Genomic DNA, 22,498 nt, shown 5'->3' on the forward strand with positions numbered 1-22,498 from the left:
ATTGGGGCGCGCTGCGACAGCAGTCCCTCCAACCGCTAGAATGCCATCGTCAACGCAATAATCTCGTCGAGAGCACGATAGACTTGGCGCGCACGCTGCGGAGCGTCTCGTCGATTGTGTCTTGCCTATTGTGAGCGGGAGCAATGACACTGATACGTTCACCGTTTATTCGAGCACGGCCTCGACAGTGGCGACAAAGTCATCGAGCGAGCGATCCCCTCGAATCTCGATACGCGGAAGGTCGATGGGATCGCAATCGAGGTCCGCCGGCCCGTGTCTGGCGCCGAAGCCGATCCGATAACCGCACTCCCTGGCCAGCCGGCCAAGCCGTCCGTCGGTGACAGAGAAGGGTGCCGTGAACGCCGTGGTTGGACGACCGGTCCACCGTTCGATGAACATACGAGAGCGCAGGAGCTCGGCGGCCAGGTCAGAACTCGACAGACCATCGATCGCGCGATGCGTCGCCATGTGGCTTCCGAAGAACGCGCCTTCGGCGGCGAGGCGTCGCACCGTCCCCGCTCCCATAAGTTGCGTCGGCGGACCGTTGTGGGCGTCCCACTGTGCACTTTCCCCCACAAGGTCCGTCACCAGGAACACTTCCGCGGTCAGGTCGTTCGCGCGCAAGGTCGGCCAGGCATGGTCGGCAAAATTCTGGAAGCCGTCATCGAAGGTGATAAGAACTGGGCGGCCAACGAATGGTTGGCGCTTGGCGATGCACACTTCCAACTGATCTGAACTAATCGCGTGAAAGCCATTGGCGCGCAGCCATGCCATCTGGCTGGCGAATGCGGCGGGCGTGAGCCGGAAACGGGCGAGCGCGGCCGGACCATCATCGGAGACGCTATGATACATGAGGACAGGGATACGCTGCCGCCGTTCGTTGCGCGCGACGTCGCGGCGCAAGGCCCGCGCCCCACCCCAGATGATATTTCGCGCGACCCCGATTTCGATAGGCGCGCGGATTGGCACATGATCGATCATCGGTTTCGCTACCAAATCGCCCTGCGACAGGCGAAGGAAGCGGTCTATGCGGTAGAGCTCCGTCTGGATCGATTGCTCGAGCACGAGGCCTTCGGTCGCTGCCAGCGTCTCCGAGATCGCCTGGGCACCGAATGTGTTCCAGTCGAAGCCCGTCCTTTCAACATTGTCACGTAACACGAATGCGTGTGCGCTGATGAAACTGCCGCCAGGGGCCAATGCCTCAGCGAATTTTTTAGTGATACGCTGCAACTCGGCGAGATCATCCAGGTAGTAGAGCACTTCCGAACAGAAGATCAGATCCATCTCACCCGGCAGGGCGTCCGCAGCGAAGTCCAGCACACCGAACTCAATGTTAGGCTGATCACTGCATCGCGCACGGGCCCGCTCGATGGCTATGGCGGAGATGTCGGTTGCGGTCAAATGGCCAACACGCGGCGCCAGCTGCCGCGTGAAGTGGCCCTCCGCGCAGGCCAGCTCAAGCGCCCGTCCGATGGGGCCGGCAGGCAGGATTTCGAGCTGCCGCTGATATTTTTCCTGCTCATAGAGCGAGCCGTAGTTCCACGGATCCTCGGTCGCGAAATAGCTGTTCCAGAACGCCGCGCGATCATTCCTGTCCGCGGACCGTGCTCGGCGCGGCGCTGCAGGAGGTTGTGCTGGTTCGGCGCTCGACCGAACCAGCTCCCGCGCTGCAGCGGCCAATAGGGCGAGTTTGCCGAAGTGACTTTCCGGATCGGTCCGGCGTTCGGCTGTGGACAGCAACGCCTCGGGTGCAAGCGTGTTTGACGTGTCGGCACCGACGCCCTCTTGCGGCACAGTTGATCGTACTGCAAGCCTTGCCGTACCGTCTGTAAGCCGCTCAGCGGGCACGACATTCTGAATCAACTGAATCCAATGATCTCTTGTCACTGTCCCGAGCACGCCAAACTGCACGACAGCCTCGATCTGGCCGTCCATCATCAGATAGGCATAAATTCGATCGATGCCTTCCGGGAGTTCGATCGCGGTCGGATTGCGAGCGTCGACGCGAATTCCGAGTGTCCGCGCCAGCCTGCGCCGCGCGGCAAGATCGTCGACGTCGAGAAGCATTTGCTCAAGCTGATACTGGGCGCGGCGACCCGCTGCGGGATCGCCCCAGACCTTGCCGAGTTCGACGATCAACTCGGTGACGGCGCCGCCGAACTTGTCCCATCTGGCAGCCAATTGCGCCGGCGCCGACAGGCTTCCGACCATAAGCCCATCGAAGACCACCCTGACGGCCTCGCGCATCCATTTCCGCCCTGCCGGCAGCGCGCGCAGGGACTGCAGGTTGATCGGGCGCGAGCCGCTGCCACAATCTGACGCGGCGTTCCACAACGCAGTCCACGCGAGAGCTTCAGTAGCAGTACCGCCGTTTGCGTTGTCCTGAGCCATCGAGCTTTCGTCTTCTTCGGCAAGAGTCGGCGAATGTCAAAAACGGACGACGGCATCGGATGGCAGCGCTGCTCTGTCAAGGTCGGGGCGAATTAGAGGCAAGGCTAAAAGGTCTGGAGACAGGCTGAATGGCAAGCGATTATGCTCTCGTTGTATGGGCCTAGGATCCCGATGCCGGGCGTTCTGCGCCCAGAATCACCAATGCCCAGTTCATGGAACGGCCGGAGGCCGAGGTCGGAATGCCCTGCCCCTGCGGCTAGTAGACACCGCCAAGTACCCGGCGCAAGGGTCTAGCTCAGACCGATGATGTCTTGCACCACAACATCGGCTTGTTCAAGGTAGAAGCAACGGCGGACATAGATGTCGTTGCTTGCCGATTGACCGGAAGGGTACAGCACGATGCCACGCATGATTCGACGATTGGAAGCCAGGGACCTGGCGCGCCCGGCACCACGTCTCGAAGATCTGGCGGCGATGTTTGTCCTGATTGCCAGGCCGCTGGTCTTCGGGATCGCCCTCCTATTGGCTGGCCCGACACAGGCGCAGTCACCGCCAACCGTCCCGCCTGAAAGGGTCAAACAGTTATTCGAGCTTCTCGACGATCCGTCAGTGAAGGCCTGGGTGGCCGAACAGCGAAATCAGGCCCCCGGGTCAACGGCAGCGCCCGCCGCGGCAGGAGCTTCGCCGGCCGATGCATCGTCCGACGCGGTGGCCGCGCCGGGCCAGATGAATACGATGGCATCCTCTACGCTCGATCGGATCAAGCATCATATCGAGCGGATCGTGCGAACTCTACCCTCGCTGCCAGGCCAGTTCGCACGCGTTCGGGAAGCGACCATGGAGGATATGTCCAGCAGGGGGCCAGCCGGCGTATTTTTGCTGATTGCGATTTTCATCGCCGCCGGCCTGGCGCTGACCTGGGCCACGTACAAACTCACCCGCCCATTTCGTCTTTGGATTATCGCCCAATCGAAGGATACGCCCATCGGGCGGGCCAAGAAGATTGGTGGTCGCACGCTTTATTCCAGCCTGCTGATCGTCTCGTTCGCGGTGGGCAGCGCCGGCGCGTTCATATTGTTCGACTGGCCAATGCTTATCCGCCAGATTGTGCTGACATTTCTGATGGCTGCCGTCGTTACATGGGGTGTGCGCACGTACGTGATAGCCCTGCTTGTCCCTTCCTTCATGCATGTCGAGAACGCCGTCGAGGTTCGTGCCTTGCCGATCGCCAACGAGACCGCCGACCATTGGTCCTATTGGCTATCGCGGATCGTCGGCGTCTTCGCCTTCTTCGCCGCCGCCTTTAACCTCTTGCCGGGTCTCGGCATCGATCAGGACGGAATGATGGTCCTGTCTCTGGGCGCCGATTTCATCCTGCTGCTGCTCTTTCTGCGCGCCGTCTGGCGTCGGCCAAGAACACGGCGGGACGGCGGGCACGGTCACACGGCAGCGACATGGCTGTTGACTGCTTATTTCATCGTTCTGTTCCTGGAGCGCATAGCCGGCCTTTATATACTCTTCTGGTTTACCTTCACCGCATTCGTCTTGCCGTTGGCAATCGTGCTGACGCAGCGCGGGGTCAATTTCGTCCTGCGGCCAGGATCCGAAGATGCCGGCCGGCCGACGATTCCGGCGGTGACGATCGCTGTCATCGATCGCGGGATCCGGATGATTTTGATCCTGGCGGCGGCTTACCTTCTCGCGCGTGTCTGGGGTCTGGACATGCAGTCCATGCAGGACAGCGATCCGACGACCACGCTGATATTGCGCGGCCTGATCAACGTCGTGGTCATTGCGCTTGCCGCCGATTTCGGGTGGTCGATCATCAAAGCCTTGATCGAGCGAAAGCTGGGCATTGAAACACCGCATGCGGTGATCGGCGACGAGGACGTCCCGACCCTCGATCCGCAGCAGGCACGGCTGCGCACGCTGTTGCCGATCATCCAAAACATTCTGCTTGCAGTGATCGTCGTGATGGCCGTGCTGATGATGCTCGCCTCAATCGGTATCCAGATCGGCCCGCTGATCGCCGGCGCCGGCGTCGTTGGCGTCGCTGTCGGATTTGGGGCACAAACCATCGTCAAGGACGTGATCTCAGGGGTGTTTTATCTGCTCGACGATGCGTTTCGTGTCGGCGAGTACATTTCATCGGGCAGCTACAGGGGTACGGTGGAGAGCTTTTCGCTGCGCTCGGTGAAGCTGCGCCACCATCGTGGCCCGCTGTTCACAATACCTTTCGGTGAACTCGGGGCGGTGCAGAACCAGAGCCGCGACTGGGTCACCGACAAGTTCAACATCACCGTTGGCTATGATACCGATGTCGAGTTCGCCCGCAAGCTGATCAAGCGGATAGGCCTCGAACTGGCGGAAGATCCAGAATTCAAACACTGGGTGATCGAACCGATCAAGATGCAGGGCGTACAGGAGTTCGGCGAGTACGGCATCGTATTAAGGGTCAAGGTCACAACCAGACCGGGAGGCGCCTTCAGTATGAAAGGCAGATTCTTTTTACGCCTCCGCCAAGCCTTCAAGGAGCAGGGCATCGAACTCCCATTCCCCACCGTCCACGTCCAAGGGCTGCAGAACCCACACGAGGCAGAGAATGCGCCATTGGAGATGACACCCGAGCTGCGAATGGCCGTCGCGCAATCGCACATCAATCGGCGCAGAAAGAAAGGCAGCACAACGGAGTAGGAAGGCTGTGACACCTGCCGGTCACGACGCGGCTTTTCGCGCATCGGCCGTAAGGGGATACTCTTTATGTTCAATCGATTGAGACGAAGAAAGTGCGGTCACGAACCTCACTGGCCCTGACGGTCCTTTGAAATATTCAGTCGGCAGTATGCCGGAGATCCGTTGGACGTGGCGTTGGTGTCAAACTGTATATGCCGACGGATGCCGAACGCCAGCGAACGGATTTATTCAGTCCTTTGTGGCGCACATATGAAGTCAGGTGAGTGGACCTTGATCACGCCCCTGCGATGCGGTCGATTTCGTCGCAGCCGCGGTAAGCCCCGTTTGGTTAGCTGTGGAACCTCAACAGGTTGTTAGCCCGGGGCGGCTGATAGGCGGTCTTGATTTTAAGCTGCCGTGTGGCCTGTGCCAATTGTAGCGATGAAGCTATCGTGGCAGTTCTGCGGTGCGTTCATGAGAAGTGTTGTAGGCTCGAGCATAAACCCATTCGCGCAGGCTCGTCTGGATGAAGCCTCCGCCTTGCCGTTGGTCTCGGGCGTGTATGGTCGGCCAGCCATCGTACTCATCGATCGCCACGAGGAGCTGACCGAATTTCTTTTCATCCGTGATAGCGGCACGACCATTGGCCTTAGGCGGCTGGAGGCGCCCCGGAGGGCAGGGTCGGGTCGCCCTCGGCCCGCAGGGTGACAATCGCCAACCGGAAGGCACTGCCGATCACGCCGCGCAGACGCCGCGCCGGTTTCCCGTCGGCCGCTCTTTTCGATCTTCTGGAGAAGTTGAAGAATCTCCGCTGGAGTGATCTCTTTGATTGGACGTTTGGCGAGCGGGCAGGCCAAGTCTTCGAGGAGCCATTTGGGTTTTGGTGGCGGCCGCTGCGGCGTCCCGCTCCTGCATCCGCTTGACGTATTCCTCGGAGATCAAGCCAAAGGTAGTGCGCGCTTCTATGAGAGCCGTGATCTTCTCCTCCCTGCGCGACATGGGTAACGAACCTCCCGTGCAATGGGGAACGTCTGGACCGTTACCCACAAACCGATGCGTTGGAACGGCACGCGGCGGGTCCGCATGAGCAGCTCAGACAAGCTAACGCGTTGATTATGTTGATTGGTGGGATGCTGTGAGAAGCTATGGGAAAGGGAAATGGTGCCCAGAGGCGGATTCGAACCACCGACACGCGGATTTTCAGTCCGCTGCTCTACCAACTGAGCTATCTGGGCCTGTTCCGGCAAACGAAAACGCGTGAACCGGATTTCATGAAGGCACCGTGGGGCGCCCCTTGAAAGCGCGTGGGTTATAGCACGGGAATTTAGCCTGTCCAGCGCCTAGGTGGCGATTTCCGGCAGGAAAAGCGAGGCTGTGGAAAGGCTGGCTTCCTCAGGCGCTTTCATTGCCGTTATGGCGCGAGGGCTGGGCCCTTCCGGCCTTTTTTGCCTCCGTCCCGGCGCCGCAGCAACTGCGGGATCCGGAAGGCGGCGACCGATCGTCGCTTCTACCTGGCGCCGGTCACGCTCCTGCGAAAATCGGAGGGGGTCATGCCGGCCAATTTGCGGAAGGATTTGTTGAAGGCGCTGAGCGAGCCGAAGCCGGAGTCCATGGCGACGCGCAGCACGTTGGCATCCTGATGCATCAGCAATGCCTGCGCGTAGCTCAGCCGCAGAAGGTTGACATATTCGTTGAGCGTCATGCCGGTCGATTTCTTGAACAGGCTCATGGCGTATTTGGGATGGATGTCGGCGGCCGCCGCTATGTTCATGCAATCGATGTCGTAGAGGAAATTCTCGGCGATGAAGTCGCACATGCGTCCGACATTGCGGGAGGATTGCTGGTCGAAGGCACTGCCGGCTTCCTGCCCGGCCGCCGTCTCGGGCACCAGCCGGTAGGGCTCGAACCGCACCCGCTCCAGCCGCAGCAGAAGCTCGTTGACGGCATGCTCGGCCTTGGCCGGATCGCCCGAGCGGGCATAGCTGTTCCAACGGGCGAAATTGTCGTTGTCGGATTGGTCGGTGGCGCTGGTCACCAGCGTCGCACCCGTCATCAGCCGGTGGCGCACGTCCGCCGGCAGATGCAGGCGGAAAAAATGCACCAGCGGCAGATGCGCGCCGGCATAGATGGCGTCGTCGCTGAGATCGTCCATCTGGTGCGGCAGGCCACCCCAGAAGAAGCACATCTCGCCGGCCGAAAGCGAGATTTCGTGCTCGTTCATGCGGTAGTGCACGCTGCCGCGGACGATGAAATTCACCTCGACCTGGGCATGCCAATGCGGCTTGAGCATCACCAGCGGAGCGGTGTGAAACATCTGCAGGAGCAGCGGCAGGCCTTCCACGCTGCTGGCCCCTGGCTGGTAAAACGGCCGCTCCGGCATCTTACTTTCCGCCAATTCCGTATTCCCTTTGTCGGCGACAAGCCTTCCGCGCCGAATAGTGTAGCCACGCTCGCAGAGAGAGCAAATGAAATGGGAGGATTTCAATGCGCATCACACTGACCTGCGCCGCGCTCGCGCTTGCCCTGGGCTCAGCCCCGGCCTTTGCGCAGTCCGGCGAAATCACCATCTGGAGCTGGAATGTCGCCGCTTCGTCGCTGAAGGCGACGGTTGCCGGCTTCAACAAGCTGCATCCCGACATCAAGGTCACGGTTCAGGATCTCGGCAACCAGCCGACCTACGACAAGTCGATCGCCGGCTGTGCGGCCGGCGGCGTCGGCCTGCCCGACATCGTCACCATCGAGAATGGCGAAGCCGAGAATTACTGGAGCCAGTTCCCCGACTGCTTCGTGGACCTGCATACGCTGGGCTACAGTGCCGAGGACCAGAAGAAATTCCCCGATTTCAAGCGCACCGAGCTCGAGGTCGGCGACAAGGCCTATGCCATGCCGTGGGATTCCGGCCCGGTCGCCGCCTTCTATCGCCGCGACTTTTACGAGAAGGCTGGGGTGGATCCGGCATCGATCAAGACCTGGGACGATTTCATCGCCGCCGGCAAGAAGATCCAGGCCGCCAATCCGGGCGTCTCGATGACCAATGCCGATTTCAACGGCGACACTGAATTCTTCCGCATGATCTCCAACGAGCAGGGCTGCGCCTATTTCGCCGAGGACGGCCAGTCGATCACGGTCAGCGAACCCAAATGCGTCGACGCCCTGACCAAGGTCAAGGAGATGAAGGACGCCGGCATCGTGTCGTCCGCCGACTGGGGCACCAAGATCACCAATAACACGGCGGGCACCGTCGCCACCCAAGTGTATGGCGGCTGGTATGAAGGCACCATCCGCACCGAATCAGCCGGCGAGAACGGCAAATGGGGCGTCTATCTGATGCCGAGCCTGACGGCCGACGGTCCCCGCGCCGCCAATCTCGGCGGCTCGTCGCTGGCCATCACCTCGGCCTCGAAGAACAAGGAAGCGGCTTACGAATACCTGAAATACACGCTTGGAACCAATGAAGGCCAGATCACCATGCTGAAGGAGTTCGGCCTGGTCCCTTCGCTGGTCTCGGCGCTGGATGACCCCTACGTCAGCCAAGGCCTGCCCTATTGGGGTGGCCAGGCGGTATGGAAGGATATTCTGGGCACCTTGCCCAAGGTCGTCCCCAGCCGCGGCACGCAGTTCCAGAGCGATGCCGAAATCATCGTCCGCGCGGTGCAGACCAAATATCTGGCCGGAGGCTATCCCGACGCCAAGGCGGCACTCGACGACGCCGCAAAACAGATCGCGGCGGCGACCGGATTGCCGGTCAAATCATAACCTCCCAGGGACGGGGTCCGGGACGGCTCTTGCCGCCCGGACTCTGCGCCTGCGAGCTTGTCTGAAACACCGGATATGAGGGAGGAGGAGCAGGATGCGAAACCGCAACGCCACGGCCTATCGTTTCCTGGCGCCTTATCTGCTGATCTTCTCCGTCTTCTGGGTATGGCCGATCATCTCGTCGTTCATGATCTCCTTCCAGGCGACACGCACCGTGCCCTGGCGTTTCGCGCCGGGCTTCAACTGGGGCCGGCTGATCGGCGATCCGGCCTTCTTTAACGCGCTGAAGAACACGCTGCTCATCCTCGTCATCCAGGTGCCGGTGATGATTGCGCTGGCCATGGTGATGGCCGTGCTTTTGAATTCGCCGCTCTTGAAGGCGAGGGGTCTCTACCGCTTTGCGTTCTTCGCTCCGGTCGTCGTCGGCGAGGTCGCCTATTCGGCGGTGTTCCGGCTGATGTTCAGCCTCGATTTCGGCATCGTCAACAAGCTGCTGAACAGCGTCGGGCTCCCTAAGGTCGACTGGTTCTCCAATGTCACGCCGGCCATGGCGCTGATCATGATCGCGGTCACCTGGCGCTGGGCCGGCTACAACGCCATCATCCTTCTGGCCGGCATGCAATCCATCCCCGAGGATGTCTACGAGGCGGCGACGCTCGACCGCGTCAGCAAGCTCAAGCAGTTCTTCTACATCACCTTGCCGCTCTTGAAACCGGTCATCGTGTTCTGCCTGGTGCTGTCGATCATCGGCACCATGCAATTGTTCACCGAGCCCTTCCTGATCACCGAGCGCGGCGGGCCGGGCGGCGGCACCGAGACGCTCGGCCTGCTGCTCTACCGCCAGGGGTTCCGCTCGCTCAATTTCGGCTATGCCTCGGCCGTCGCCTACACCATGGCGGCGCTGGCGATCGCGATCACGCTGGTGCAACTGTGGCTGACGAGGGAAAAGCAATGAGTTCGCTCTCCTCCGCCCGCCTGAGGCGCAGCATCGCGCTGCATCTTTTCCTCACCCCGCTGGCGCTGATCTGGCTGTTCCCGCTGTGGATGATGGTGGTGTTCTCGACCATGCCCGACAACGGCATCTTCAGCCCTGGCATCGAGCTTTTGCCGCACGGCAATTTCGTCGACAATTTCAACAATCTGCAGCGCGACACCAATTTCGTCGGCGCCATCGGCATCTCCGTCTCGGTGGCGGTGACCTACACCTTCCTGTCGGTGCTGTTGACGTCGATGGCCGGCTGGGCGCTGGCCCGCTACCAGTTCTTCGGCAAAGGCGTGGTCGTCGGGATCATCTTCGGCACCATCACGCTGCCCTATGCGGTGGTGCTGATCCCGCAATTCATCATGGTGGCGCGCGACTTCCAACTCGCCAACACCTGGGTGGCGCTGATCGTGCCGCCGCTCTTCAATTCGCTCGGCGTGCTGTTCATGCGGCAAAGCTTTTCGATGATGCCGGATGATCTGTTCGACGCCGCCCGTGTCGAAGGCGTGAAGGAGTGGCGCATCTTCCTCTTCGTCGCGCTGCCGCTGGCGCGGCCGATGCTGGCCGCACTCGCCATCATCCTGTTCCTTGCCTCCTGGAACAATTACCTCTGGCCGCTTTTGATCAACAGCCAGCCGGGTTCGATGACGGCGCCGGTGGCGCTCGGCACGCTGATCGGCCTCACCAAAGTGTCGTGGGGCGGCATCATGGCAGGGGCCGTGATGCTCACCGTGCCGATGCTGATCGTCTTCGTGCTCCTGCAGCGCCATTTCATCGCCGGCATCGCCGCCGGCGCAGTCAAGTAAGAGGCAGCATGGCAACCGTTACGCTGAGCAATGTGGTCAAGCGCTTCGGCGTCTTCGAAGTCGTCCATGGCGCCAACATCGACATCAGGCACGGCGAGTTCGTCGTCTTCGTCGGTCCGTCCGGCTGCGGCAAGTCGACCCTGCTCAGGATGATCGCCGGGCTCGAGGACATCAGCGGCGGCGAGATTGCCATCGGCGGCAAACTGGTCAACGATGTCGAGCCGGCCGATCGAGGCATCGCCATGGTGTTCCAGTCCTATGCGCTCTATCCGCATATGACCGTCGAGCAAAACCTCTCCTTCGGGCTGCGCATGACCGGCAATCCCAAGGCCGACACCGACCGGCGGGTGAAGCGCGCGGCCGAGATCCTGCGCATCAGCGAATTGATGGACCGGCGCCCGAAGAAACTCTCCGGCGGCCAACGCCAGCGCGTTGCCATCGGCCGCGCCATCGTGCGCGAGCCGCAAGTGTTCCTGTTCGACGAGCCGCTGTCCAATCTCGACGCCGAACTGCGCGTCCAGATGCGCGTCGAGATCTCGCGCCTGCACAAGGAACTCGGCGCCACGATGATCTACGTCACGCACGACCAGACCGAGGCGATGACGCTCGCCGACCGGATCGTCGTGCTGCGCGCCGGGCATATCGAGCAGATCGGCCGGCCGCTCGATCTCTATGACGATCCCGACAATCTGTTCGTGGCCGGCTTTGTCGGCTCGCCGAAAATGAACTTCATCAAGGCGCAAATCGTCGGGCACGATGCGCGTGGGGTCGTGGTCGAGCTTGCGGGCCAGGAGAAAACCCGTATCACCCAGCCGCTGGCCGGCGCCGCGCCGGAAGCGGGCAGCAAGGTTATCGTAGGTGTGCGGCCCGAGCATTTCGGCAGTGCCGGAGAAGGTGGCACCGACCTTGTCGTCGCCATCGACGTGGTCGAGCATCTCGGTGGCACGAGCTTTCTCTACGCCCGAACGGCCCATGGCGAAGACGTGGTGATCCAACGCGACGCGGCGAAGGTTCCCACGACGTCCGAGGTCACCGTTTCCATCCGCAAATCCTACCTGTTCGACGAAAAAGGGCTGCGGCTGCGCTGACCGGCTGCCCCCTTCCAGCCTTCAAGGAGAATGACAATGACCGCAACCACGCCCATTCGCTGGGGCATTCTCGGCCCGGGCAGCATCGCCCAGGCGTTCGCCGGCGGCCTGGCCGCTTCGCGCACCGGAAAACTGGTAGCCATCGGCGCGCGCAATCCCGACAAGCCGGGCCTTGCCGGGAAATTTCCCGGCGCCCGCATCGTCCACGGTTATGAAGCGCTGCTTGCGGATCCCGACATCGATGCCGTCTACATTGCGATCCCGCATCCCGGCCACGCGCAATGGGCGATCCGGGCTGCGGAAGCGGGCAAGCACGTGCTGTGCGAAAAGCCGCTGGCACTGACCGCCTTCGAGGCCGACGCCATGTTCCATGCCGCGCGCAAGGCCGGCACTTTTCTCGGCGAAGCCTTCATGTACCGGCTGCACCCGCAGACTCTGAAGCTGGTGGAACTGATCAGGTCGGGCGTCATCGGCGAGGTCAGGATGATCAAGTCGAGCTTCGGCTTCGCCATGCCGGGCTTCATGCCGGAACACCGTCTCTATGCCAATGATTCCGCCGGCGGCGGCATACTGGACGTCGGCGGCTATACCGTCTCGATGGCGCGGCTGATTGCCGGGGCGGCATCGGGACAACCTTTCGCCGAGCCCGACAAGGTGGTTGGTACCGCTCATCTTGGCCAGTCCGGCGTCGACGAATGGGCCTCGGCGCTGCTGCATTTTCCCGGAGGCATCGTCGCCGAGGTTTCCTGCAGCATCTCGCTGAACCAGGACAATGTGCTGCGCATCCTCGGCACCAAGGGCCGCATCGAAGTGCCGGACTTCTGGTTCGCCGGCGGAAATCGCGATGTCGGCCTCGGCCGGATCGACGTGATCGGCGCCGACGGGTCGCGCGAGACGATCAGCGTCGATGAAAAGCGCCATGTCTATTCCTTCGAGGTCGACGGCGCCGGCGAGGCCATCCTTGCCGGCCGGCAGGAGTTCGCCTGGCCGGGCATGGATTGGGCCGACAGTCTCGGCACCTTGCGCGTGCTCGACAGATGGCGCGCTGCCGTTGGACTGGAGTACGAAATCGAAAAGGCCCCGCTGCGCACCAGCACCATCTCCGGCCGGCCTCTGCGGTCGGGCGGCACGGCGATCGGCAAGCGCGCCATTCCGGGCCTGGCGAAGCCGGCATCGGTGGTGGCGCTCGGCTTCGAGGATTTCCGCACGTTCTCCTCGGGCTCGATCCTGCTCGATGCCTTCTTCGAGGCCGGCGGCAATCTCTTCGACACCGGCTATGTCTACGGTGGCGGCTACACCGAGACACTGCTTGGCCAGTGGTTGCAGAGCCGCGGCGTGCGCGAGCAGTCGGTGATCATCGCCAAGGGCGCGCATTCTCCGCTCTGCTATCCCGACGTGATCGGCAAGCAGCTTGCCCAGTCGCTCGATCGCCTGCAGACCGATCATGTCGACATCTATTTCATGCACCGCGACAATCCGGATGTGCCGGTCGGCGAGTTCGTCGATGCCATGGACCGTGAGGTGAAGGCCGGTCGCATCCGTGGCCCGTTCGGCGGCTCGAACTGGACGATGCAGCGCATGGACGAGGCGATTGCCTATGCCGAGCGCACCGGCAAGCAGAAGCCCGGCGCGCTTTCCAACAATTTTTCGCTGGCCGAAATGCTGGAGCCGATCTGGGCGGGTTGTGTCGCCTCTTCCACCGACGACTGGAAGGCCTGGCTGACATCCAGGCAGATGCCGAATTTCGCCTGGTCGAGCCAGGGCCGTGGCTTCTTCACCGAGCGCGCCGGGCGCGACAGGCACGACAGCGAGGAACTGGTGCGGGTCTGGTATTCGGAGCGCAATTTCGGCCGCCGCGACCGCGCCATCGAGCTCGCCGCGCGGCTGCGCAAGAGCCCGATCCATGTTGCGCTGGCCTATGTGCTCAACCAGCCTTTCCCGTCGGTTCCGCTGATCGGGCCGCGCACGCTGGGCGAGCTGGAGGACAGTCTGCGGGCGCTGGACATCGCCCTTTCGCCTGCCGATCTCGAGTGGCTGGACGGCGGCAGCCTGCACGCGGCCTGATGGAACAGGCCTCAAAGCGGCATCAGGTCTCGTCGTCCGACACCCTGACGCCGCGCCTGGCCGGCGTTCGCAGACTGGCATACATGCCCGTGGTGCGGAACTGGCTGGGCGTGGTGCCGTAGAGGCGGCGGAAGACCTTCGAAAAATAGTTCGCATCCTCGAAGCCGCACAGGATGGCGACTTCCTTCACCGGCAGGAAGTCCGCCTTGGTCAACAGCTTCGCCGCCCGCTGCAGGCGCTGCTGCAGCACGAATTCAGCGGGCGGCAGGCCTTCGCTCTCGGCGAAGCAGCGCGAGAAATGAGCCCGGCTGAGGCCGCTGATCTGGACGAGCTCCGCCACCGGCAGCGGCTTGTCGAGATTGGCGTTGATATGGTCGATGACCGGTTGCATGGCGCTCTGTTTTTCGGCAAAGGCATGCGAGCCGAAGACATCGTCATAGAGCGCCATCGCCGCCTCGTAAGCGATAGCGGACGCGGCACCCGCTGAGGCCGCCCCCTTGATGAGGCGCAGGCTGCAATCGGCAAGGTGGTCGATCGTAGCCGGCTTAAGCCGGAACACCGGACCGGAGATGCTGAGGATCGACTTGTGGATGCGCAGCGCCTCCTCGCCGTTCATCGAGATCCAGAAATATTCCCAGCGCTCGTCGCTCGCCAGCCAATAGCGGTGGTTGTGCGGCACCAGCACCAGCAGCGTGTCGTTCTCCTGCAGGCGGTAGTTGCGGTTCTCGTAGCGCAGCCGGCCGGTGCCGCTGATCGTGTGCTGGAGCACGGTGAACGGCGTCTGGCCGCGTTTGCGTCCGTCCCAGTCATAGATCTCGTCCTCGCGCACCTCATAGCCGGTGCTTGTCGGCATGGCATGCAGGCGCTGCCGGCCGCGCGGCAGCGAGATCGTGCGCATCGACTGTCCGTTGGCGATCAAATCTCGTAGCACAAAATTACCCTTGAAAGCATAATCCTTCTCTGGTCGCGCTCGTGAATAAGGGCATAATCCCCCTCGAAAAGCGAGAGAGATCCGCAGGCGAGGAGCGGACAGAGGAGGTTGGCAGGCCGGAATCCGGCTTGTCCCGCACACATGCCATGGCATGTGGCTGCGACCCGCCCCCTGTCACTCCCGGCCTGTCACTGGAATAGGATGAGGTGCGGCAGATGAGTTTCAAAATCGCTATCATCGGTGCCGGCAGTGTCGGATTCACCAAGAAACTGTTCACGGACATCCTGTGCGTGCCCGAATTCAGGGATGTCGAATTCGCGCTGACCGACCTCAGCGAACACAATCTCGGGATGATCAAGGCGATCCTCGACAAGGTCGTCGAGGCGAACGGATTGCCAACGAGGGTGACGGCGACAACCGATCGCCGCAGGGCGCTCGAAGGCGCGCGCTATATCATCAGCTGTGTGCGGGTCGGCGGTCTGGGGGCCTATGCCGACGACATCCGCATTCCGTTGAAATATGGCATCGACCAGTGCGTCGGCGACACAATCTGCGCCGGTGGCATCCTCTATGGTCAGCGCAACATCCCGGTGATCCTCGACTTCTGCAAGGACATACGTGAGGTCGCCGCGACGGGCGCCAAATTCCTCAACTACGCCAACCCGATGGCCATGAACACCTGGGCGGCGATCGAATACGGCAAGGTAGACACGGTCGGCCTCTGCCACGGCGTCCAGCATGGCGCCGAGCAGATCGCCGAGGTGCTGGGTGCGAAGTCCAGGCACGAGCTCGACTATGTCTGTTCCGGCATCAATCACCAGACCTGGTTCATCGATTTGCGGCTGAATGGCCGCAGGATCGGCAAGGATGAGCTGATCGCCGCCTTCGAGGCGCATCCGGTCTATTCGCAGCAGGAAAAGCTGCGCATCGATGTCTTGAAGCGCTTCGGCGTCTATTCGACCGAGAGCAACGGCCATCTCTCCGAATACCTGCCATGGTACCGTAAGCGCCCCGACGAGATCACGCGCTGGATCGACATGTCGGACTGGATCCATGGCGAGACCGGCGGCTATCTCCGTTACTCCACCGAAACCCGCAACTGGTTCGAGACGGAGTATCCGCAATTCCTCGAAGCGGCGTCGAAGCCGATCGATCCGGAAAAGCGCTCCAACGAGCATGCCAGCCACATATTGGAGGCGCTGGAGACCAACCGCGTCTATCGCGGCCACTTCAACGTCAGGAACAATGGGGTGATCACCAATTTGCCGCAGGACGCCATCATCGAGTCGCCCGGCTTCGTCGACCGTTTCGGCATCAACATGGCCGCCGGCATCACGCTGCCGGAAGCCTGTGCGGCCACCTGCATGTCCTCGATCAACGTCCAGCGCATGTCGGTCCATGCCGCGATATCAGGCGACATCGATCTCCTGAAGCTCGCCGTGCTGCACGACCCTCTGGTCGGTGCGGTGTCGACGCCGGAGGAAGTCTGGCAGATGGTGGACGAGATGGTCGTCGCCCAGGCTCAATGGCTGCCGCAATATGCGCATGCGGTTCCGGCCGCCAAGGAGCGGCTGTCGAAATCCGCGGTCAAGACCCGTGAATGGGCCGGTGCTGCGCGGCGAAACGTGCGCTCGATCGAGGAATTGCGTGCCGAAAAAGCCGCGCTCAAACAGGCCGGCTGAAAATCCGGGCGCGGCGGACACACGGGAGGCAGGTCCACCGCAGCCAGTTTCGGGCAGAAGACGAGCAGCAGAAAACGTCTGAACATGAGGGAGGAGATTATGAGAAACCTACGCAGCATTGGCATTGCCGCCGGACTGGCGCTGAGCGTCTCGGTTCCGGCACTCAACGCTTTCGCTTCAGAGCCGACAGTCCCGCCCGTGCCGGCGACCTTTCCGGCCGAGGGCAAGATCAAATACGTCGCGCGCGACTCCATCCTGGAGTTCAAGGCCCTGCCGGAATATCACGAGCCGGATTGGGTGACCGAAAAATACGTGAAGACCGGCAAGCTGCCGCCGGTGAAGGACAGGCTGCCGAAGGAGCCGCTGGTCTTCAAGACGGCCAACATGCCTGACGGCGTCGGCGTCTATGGCGACACCATGCGCCATGTCATCGGCGGCCGGCCGGAAGGCTGGAACTATGGCGCCGGCCAGACGCAAGGCTGGGGCGGCATCGATATCGGCCTCTCCGAATGCCTGACGCGCACGGCGCCGCTGTTCCAGGTCGAAGCCAAGGACACCGAGCCGCTGCCGAACCTCGCCAAAAGCTGGGAGTGGTCGAAGGACGGCCACAAGCTGACCATGCATCTGATCGAGGGGGCCAAATGGTCCGATGGCGTGGCCTTCAACGCTGACGACGTCATGTTCTATTGGGATGACGAGGTGGTCGACCCGAACGTCTCGCCGCTCAATGGCGCGACGCCGGAAACCTTCGGCGTCGGCACGACGCTGAAGAAGATCGACGACTACACTGTCGAGTGGACGTTCAAGGAAGCCTTCCCGAAGCAATACCTCTACGCCATGGCCTACGGCACCTTCTGCCCAGGCCCCGCGCACATACTGAAGCCGCAGCATCCGAAATATTCGAAGAACACCTACGACCAGTTCAAGAACGCCTTCCCGCCGGAATATATGAACATGCCGGTGATGGGCGCCTGGGTTCCGGTCGAATACCGGCCGGACGACATCATCGTCATGCGCCGCAACCCCTACTATTGGAAGGTCGACGAGAAGGGCAACCAGCTGCCTTATCTCAACGAACTGCAATACAAGCTGTCGACCTGGGCCGACCGCGACGTCCAGGCCGTCGCCGGCTCGGGCGACTTCTCCAACCTCGAGCAGCCGGAAAACTTTGTCGCCTCGCTGAAGCGCGCCGCTGAAGCGAACGCGCCGGCACGGCTCGCCTTCGGTCCACGCCTCATCGGCTACAATCTGCGCATGAACTATTCCGCCAATGGCTGGGGCAACCCGGACGAGCGAAGCCAGGCAGTTCGTGAGCTGAACCGCAATGAGGACTTCCGCAAGGCCGTTACCATGGCGCTCGACCGCAAGGCGCTGGGCGCCTCCTTGGTCAAGGGGCCGTTCACCGCCATCTATCCCGGCGGCTTCTCCTCGGGCACCAGCTTCTATGACCGCAAGTCGACCGTCTACTATCCGTTCGACCTCGCGGGCGCCAAGGCCGAACTTGCCAAGGCCGGCCTCAAGGACACCGACGGCGACGGTTTCGTGAACTTCCCGGCCGGCACCGCCGGCGGCAAGAACGTCGAGATCGTGATGCTGGTCAACAACGACTACGGCACCGACAAAAGCCTTGCCGAAGGTGTCGTCGCGCAAATGGAAAAGCTGGGCTTGAGGGTCGTGCTGAACGGCCTCAACGGAACCCAGCGCGACGCCTCGCAATATTCCGGCCGTTTCGACTGGCTGATCCGGCGCAACGACCAGGAACTGACCTCGGTCGTGCAGAACACCGAACAGCTTGCGCCCGTCGGCCCGAAAACCAGCTGGAATCACCGTGCGCCGGAAAGCGGCGAGGTCGACCTGATGCCTTTCGAAAAAGACCTCGTCGACATCGTCAACAAGTTCGTCGCGTCAGAGGACAACGACAAACGCGCCAGTCTGATGAAAGAGTTCCAGAAGATCTCGACCGAACACGTCTACAATGTCGGCCTGACGGAATATCCCGGCGCGCTGATCGTCAACAAGCGCTTCTCGAACATTCCGCAGGGCACGCCGATCTTCATGTTCAACTGGGCCGAGGATTCGATTGTCCGCGAACGCGTCTTCGTCGCGGCCGGCAAGCAGGCGAAATACGAATTGTTCCCGCAGGAGCTTCCCGGCAAGCCCGGGGACAAGGGCCCGATGTAAGTTTACCTCCCCTGACCAAGAGAGACCCGGTCGCGGGGGGGGGGGGGCGGGGACAGACCAACCCTCCGAACGACCCTCAATGGGAGCGTCCGGCGAAATGAGGAAGCCGACCGTCCATGCTGCGATTCTTGGCTATGCGCATAGCGTCGGCAATTCCGGTCCTCGCAATCCTGAGCCTCGTCACCTTCGCCATCATCCAGGCGCCGCCCGGCGACTATGCCGACTACATCCGTTCGCAGCTGATCAACCAGGGTGGCGCGTCCTTCGCCGAGGCCGATGCACAGGCGCAGGCCTACCGCGTCGAACACGGCCTCGATAAGCCGCTGCCCGTCCAGTATCTCAACTGGATCGGCGGCATCATCACCCGCGGCGATTTCGGTTACAGCCTCTACTACAACAAGCCGGTGGCCGATGTCGTCGGCGAGCGCCTGCCGCGCACGCTGCTCCTGGCGCTGGTCTGTCATCTGCTGGCCTCGGTGCTGGGCATCACCTTCGGCATATGGGCGGCGACAAGGCAATACACCTGGATCGACTCGACGCTCTCGGCCATCTCCTTCCTCGGCATGACCGTGCCGCGCTTCCTGATGGCGCTGATCATCGTCTATCTCCTCGTCTTCCAGTTCAACGTGTCGGAAATCGGCTCATTCTTCTCGCCGCAATTTGGCGGCGCGCCGTGGTCGTGGGCGAAGTTCGTCGACCTGGTCAAGCATGTCTGGCCGGTCGTGGCGATCGCCACTTTCGGCGGCCTCGCCTACAATATGCGCGTCATGCGCGGCAATCTGCTGGATACGCTCAACGCGCAATATGTCGAGACGGCGAGAGCCAAGGGTCTGACCGGCAGCGCTGTCGTCATGCGCCATGCCGTGCCCAATGCACTGCATCCCCTCGTCATGTATCAGGGCGTGGTGTTGCCCTACATGCTCACCGGCGAGATCGAGACGGCGATCATCTTCGCGTTGCCGACCGTCGGCCCGGCGATCGTCGGTTCGATGGCGGTCGGCGACGTCTATGTCACCGCTACCTTCATGATGGTGCTGTCGGCGACGCTGATCGTCGGCAACATCATCGCCGACATGCTGCTCGTCCTGCTCGACCCGCGCATCCGCCAATACGGAGAGAGCTAGATGCTTGCCCGCGATCCATCACCCCCGCCGCTGCCGGCCGAAGGACCCATCGTCGCCAAACCGGCGCGCGGCAATGAGAGCTATGTCGCGCTCGTCTGGCGCCGGCTGAAGCGCTCCTGGACCGGCATGGCCGGGCTTTGGCTCGTCGTGCTGCTGCTGGTGATGGCTGTGTTCGCCGAATTCCTGGCGCCGATGGATCCGAAGGCGACCGATGTCGGCTTCGCCCCGCCGCAACTGCCTTCCTTCCACGACAAGGACGGCAATTTCGTCGCGCGGCCGCGGGTCTATGCGCTGGCCGATTCGGCCGATCTCGATCCGGTCACCTTCCAGCCCGTCGTCGGCCCCGACTACGACCATCCGAGGCTGCTTGGCTTCTTCGTCGAGGGCGCGCCCTACAAGCTCTTCGGGCTGATCCCGGCGGACCGGCATTTCTTTGCTTCGACGGACGGCCAGCCTGTACATTTCCTCGGCACCGACAAGTTCGGCCGCGATGTGCTGTCGCGCGCCATCCACGGCTCGCGGGTCTCGCTGATGATCGCGCTGACCGTCGTCTTCATCATCACCGTCATCGGCACCACCGTCGGCATGGTTTCCGGCTATTTCGGTGGCCGGTTCGACGTCTGGATGCAGCGCTTCGTCGAACTGGTGCTGGCCTTCCCGCAGCTGCCGCTCTATCTGGCGCTGACGACGCTGATCCCCGTCACCGCGCCGACCAACGTTTTCCTCGCCTTCGTCATCATCGTCATGTCGGCGCTGGGCTGGGCGCAGATGTCGCGCGAGGTGCGCGGCAAGACGCTGGCGCTGGCGCGCATCGAATATGTGCGCGCCGCCATGGCGGTCGGCGCCACCGACCGGCGCATCGTCCTGCAGCACATCTTGCCCAATGTGATGAGCCACGTGATCGTCGCCGTCACCTTGGCGATCCCGACGGTGGTGCTGCTCGAATCCTTCCTCGGGTTCCTCGGCTTCGCGGTCAAGCCGCCGCTGATCTCGTGGGGCCTGATGCTGCAGGACACCGCGACCTATTCCGTCATCGGCACCTATCCCTGGATCCTGTCGCCGGTCGGTTTCGTGCTTGCCACCGTTTTTGCCTTCAACGCGCTGGGCGACGGCCTGCGTGACGCCGTCGATCCGTATTGAGGTGGCTGGGATGACCGTCGTACTCGCCGATTCCTTCGCCCCGACCGTTCGTCATGACCATGACGGTCGCCAGGACCAGCCCATCATCGATGCCCGCAACATCGAGGTCGCCTTCAAGGTCGAGCACGGCGTTGTCGAAGCGGTCAAGGACATCTCGTTCCAGCTCTATCGCGGCGAGACGATTGCCATCGTCGGCGAATCCGGTTCCGGCAAGTCGGTGACGGCGCGCGCCGTCATGGGGCTGCTGTCGCGGCGGGCCACCGTTTCGCCCCGGTCGAGCATTTGTTACGACGGCCAGGACATCCTGAAATTCCCCGAGAGCGAGCGGCGCAAGCTGCGCGGCAACCGCATCTCGATGATCTTCCAGGAGCCGATGAGCTCGCTCAACCCGATCTACACGGTCGGCAGCCAGATCGTCGAGGCGATCCGGGTGCACCGCAAGGTGAGCCGCCGGCAGGCCTGGGCACGGGCGCTCGAACTGCTGCGGCATGTCCAGATCCCCGAGCCGGAGGCTCGGCTCAAACAGTATCCGCACCAGCTTTCGGGCGGTCAGCGGCAGCGCGTGATGATCGCCATGGCGCTGGCCAACGATCCCGACGTGTTGATCGCCGATGAGCCGACCACCGCGCTCGACGTCACCGTCCAGGCGCAGATCCTGAACCTGATCCGCAATCTGCAGAAAGAGCTGCGGATGGCGGTGATCCTGATCACCCACGATCTCACCGTGGTGCGCAAATTCTCCGACTATGTTTATGTCATGCAGCATGGCGCGATGTGCGAGCACAACGTCACCGAACGGCTGTTTGCGGACCCGCAACACCCCTACACGCAGCGGCTGCTCGCCTCGGAGCCGCGCGGACGTCCGCAACCGCTTCCTGAGGGCAGCGGCGCCATCCTCGAGGCGAATGACGTGCGCGTCTGCTTCATGCTGCGCCACGGCGGTTTCCTGAAGCCGGACTGGCGCGAGCTGGTCGCCGTCGACGATCTCGGCCTCAGGCTTTGCCGCCACGAGACGCTGGGGCTGGTCGGCGAATCCGGTTCCGGCAAGACCACCTTCGGCCAGGCGCTGCTGAGATTGATCGACGCCAGGCGCGGCGAGATCCGTTTCGACGGCCAACCGATCCAGGGCCTGTCGCGCAACGAGATGCGGCCGCTGCGCTCGCGCATGCAGATCGTCTTCCAGGATCCGTTCTCCTCGCTCAATCCGCGCATGACGATCGGCCAGATCATCGAGGAAGGGCTCATCGTCAACAGCATCGGCGCGACGCGAGCCGAGCGGGTAGACCGGGTGCGCGAGGCGCTGGTCAGCGCCGGCATGCCGGGCGATATCCTGTCGCGGTTCCCGCACGAATTCTCCGGCGGCCAGCGCCAGCGCGTCGCGATCGCCCGCGCCATCGCGCTTGAGCCCGAATTCATCCTGCTCGACGAGCCGACATCGGCGCTGGACCTCTCCGTCCAGGCGCAGATCATCGACCTCTTGCGCAAGCTGCAGGACGAACGCGGCCTCAGCTACCTCTTCATCTCGCACGATCTCAAGGTGGTGCGCGCGCTGTGCCACCGCGTTATCGTCATGCAGCACGGCAAGATCGTCGAGCAGGGACCTGTCGACGAGGTCCTCACCAATCCCAAGACCGCCTACACCGAACGGCTCGTCCGAGCCGCTTTCGATGTGGCTTGAAC

At 62.5% G+C, this 22,498-nt stretch carries 14 protein-coding genes, 1 tRNA gene and 1 pseudogene; 11 read left to right on the forward strand and 5 right to left on the reverse strand.

The annotated features are described in order from the left end of the window. Positions 1 to 165: 165 nt before the first annotated feature. Complete coding sequence (locus tag FJV80_RS22360) at positions 166 to 2,391, reverse strand: SAM-dependent methyltransferase (RefSeq protein WP_246689011.1); 2,226 nt, start codon at positions 2,389 to 2,391, stop codon at positions 166 to 168. A 399-nt stretch (positions 2,392 to 2,790) separates the two neighbouring features. Between FJV80_RS22360 and FJV80_RS22365 the strand changes: the two genes are divergently transcribed. After that, a complete protein-coding gene (locus tag FJV80_RS22365) occupies positions 2,791 to 5,085 on the forward strand; it encodes a mechanosensitive ion channel family protein (protein ID WP_246689012.1) in 2,295 nt (764 codons plus the stop codon). Between the two features lie 328 nt (positions 5,086 to 5,413). Here FJV80_RS22365 and FJV80_RS22370 read toward each other — a convergent pair. From FJV80_RS22370 to FJV80_RS22385, 3 genes and pseudogenes are all read right to left on the reverse strand, one after another. Then, positions 5,414 to 5,633 (reverse strand): annotated as a pseudogene (locus FJV80_RS22370) (integrase core domain-containing protein); the annotation flags it as partial. Between the two features lie 590 nt (positions 5,634 to 6,223). Beyond that, positions 6,224 to 6,299: transfer RNA gene (locus FJV80_RS22380), tRNA-Phe, on the reverse strand. A 272-nt stretch (positions 6,300 to 6,571) separates the two neighbouring features. Next, positions 6,572 to 7,444, reverse strand: a complete 873-nt coding sequence (locus FJV80_RS22385; RefSeq protein ID WP_095793814.1) for a helix-turn-helix domain-containing protein — start codon at positions 7,442 to 7,444, stop codon at positions 6,572 to 6,574. A 104-nt stretch (positions 7,445 to 7,548) separates the two neighbouring features. Here FJV80_RS22385 and FJV80_RS22390 point away from each other — a divergent pair, with 104 nt between their 5' ends. From FJV80_RS22390 to FJV80_RS22410, 5 genes are all read left to right on the forward strand, one after another. Then, a complete protein-coding gene (locus FJV80_RS22390; protein ID WP_095793813.1) occupies positions 7,549 to 8,820 on the forward strand; it encodes an ABC transporter substrate-binding protein in 1,272 nt (423 codons plus the stop codon). 94 nt (positions 8,821 to 8,914) lie between these two features. Beyond that, the gene (locus tag FJV80_RS22395) at positions 8,915 to 9,775 is read left to right on the forward strand and encodes a sugar ABC transporter permease (RefSeq protein ID WP_095775271.1); all 861 of its coding nucleotides are present in this window, start codon (positions 8,915 to 8,917) and stop codon (positions 9,773 to 9,775) included. Further along, positions 9,772 to 10,608: a carbohydrate ABC transporter permease gene (locus FJV80_RS22400; protein WP_019860421.1), complete on the forward strand. Its 837-nt coding sequence runs from the start codon at positions 9,772 to 9,774 to the stop codon at positions 10,606 to 10,608. The genes FJV80_RS22395 and FJV80_RS22400 overlap by 4 nt, the downstream gene beginning before the upstream one ends. Positions 10,609 to 10,616: 8 nt before the next feature. Beyond that, positions 10,617 to 11,696, forward strand: coding sequence for a sn-glycerol-3-phosphate ABC transporter ATP-binding protein UgpC (gene ugpC, locus FJV80_RS22405; protein WP_142877444.1), 1,080 nt, complete (start codon positions 10,617 to 10,619; stop codon positions 11,694 to 11,696). A gap of 36 nt (positions 11,697 to 11,732) precedes the next feature. Further along, complete coding sequence (locus FJV80_RS22410; RefSeq protein WP_095775274.1) at positions 11,733 to 13,760, forward strand: aldo/keto reductase; 2,028 nt, start codon at positions 11,733 to 11,735, stop codon at positions 13,758 to 13,760. A gap of 22 nt (positions 13,761 to 13,782) precedes the next feature. Here the strand turns inward: FJV80_RS22410 and FJV80_RS22415 are convergent, their stop codons facing one another. Continuing rightward, positions 13,783 to 14,691, reverse strand: a complete 909-nt coding sequence (locus FJV80_RS22415; protein ID WP_185975249.1) for an AraC family transcriptional regulator — start codon at positions 14,689 to 14,691, stop codon at positions 13,783 to 13,785. Between the two features lie 215 nt (positions 14,692 to 14,906). Between FJV80_RS22415 and FJV80_RS22420 the strand changes: the two genes are divergently transcribed. From FJV80_RS22420 to FJV80_RS22440, 5 genes are all read left to right on the forward strand, one after another. After that, positions 14,907 to 16,373, forward strand: coding sequence for an alpha-glucosidase/alpha-galactosidase (locus FJV80_RS22420; protein WP_095775275.1), 1,467 nt, complete (start codon positions 14,907 to 14,909; stop codon positions 16,371 to 16,373). A 99-nt stretch (positions 16,374 to 16,472) separates the two neighbouring features. Beyond that, complete coding sequence (locus FJV80_RS22425) at positions 16,473 to 18,554, forward strand: ABC transporter substrate-binding protein (protein WP_095775323.1); 2,082 nt, start codon at positions 16,473 to 16,475, stop codon at positions 18,552 to 18,554. Between the two features lie 116 nt (positions 18,555 to 18,670). After that, on the forward strand, positions 18,671 to 19,678 hold the full coding sequence (locus tag FJV80_RS22430) for an ABC transporter permease (protein ID WP_095775276.1): 1,008 nt from the start codon (positions 18,671 to 18,673) through the stop codon (positions 19,676 to 19,678). Further along, on the forward strand, positions 19,679 to 20,818 hold the full coding sequence (locus FJV80_RS22435) for an ABC transporter permease (protein WP_095775277.1): 1,140 nt from the start codon (positions 19,679 to 19,681) through the stop codon (positions 20,816 to 20,818). A gap of 10 nt (positions 20,819 to 20,828) precedes the next feature. Beyond that, on the forward strand, positions 20,829 to 22,496 hold the full coding sequence (locus tag FJV80_RS22440; protein WP_142877445.1) for an ABC transporter ATP-binding protein: 1,668 nt from the start codon (positions 20,829 to 20,831) through the stop codon (positions 22,494 to 22,496). Positions 22,497 to 22,498 lie beyond the last annotated feature (2 nt).

The organism is Mesorhizobium sp. WSM4310 (assembly GCF_007003935.1).
Taxonomy (GTDB): Bacteria; Pseudomonadota; Alphaproteobacteria; order Rhizobiales; family Rhizobiaceae; genus Mesorhizobium.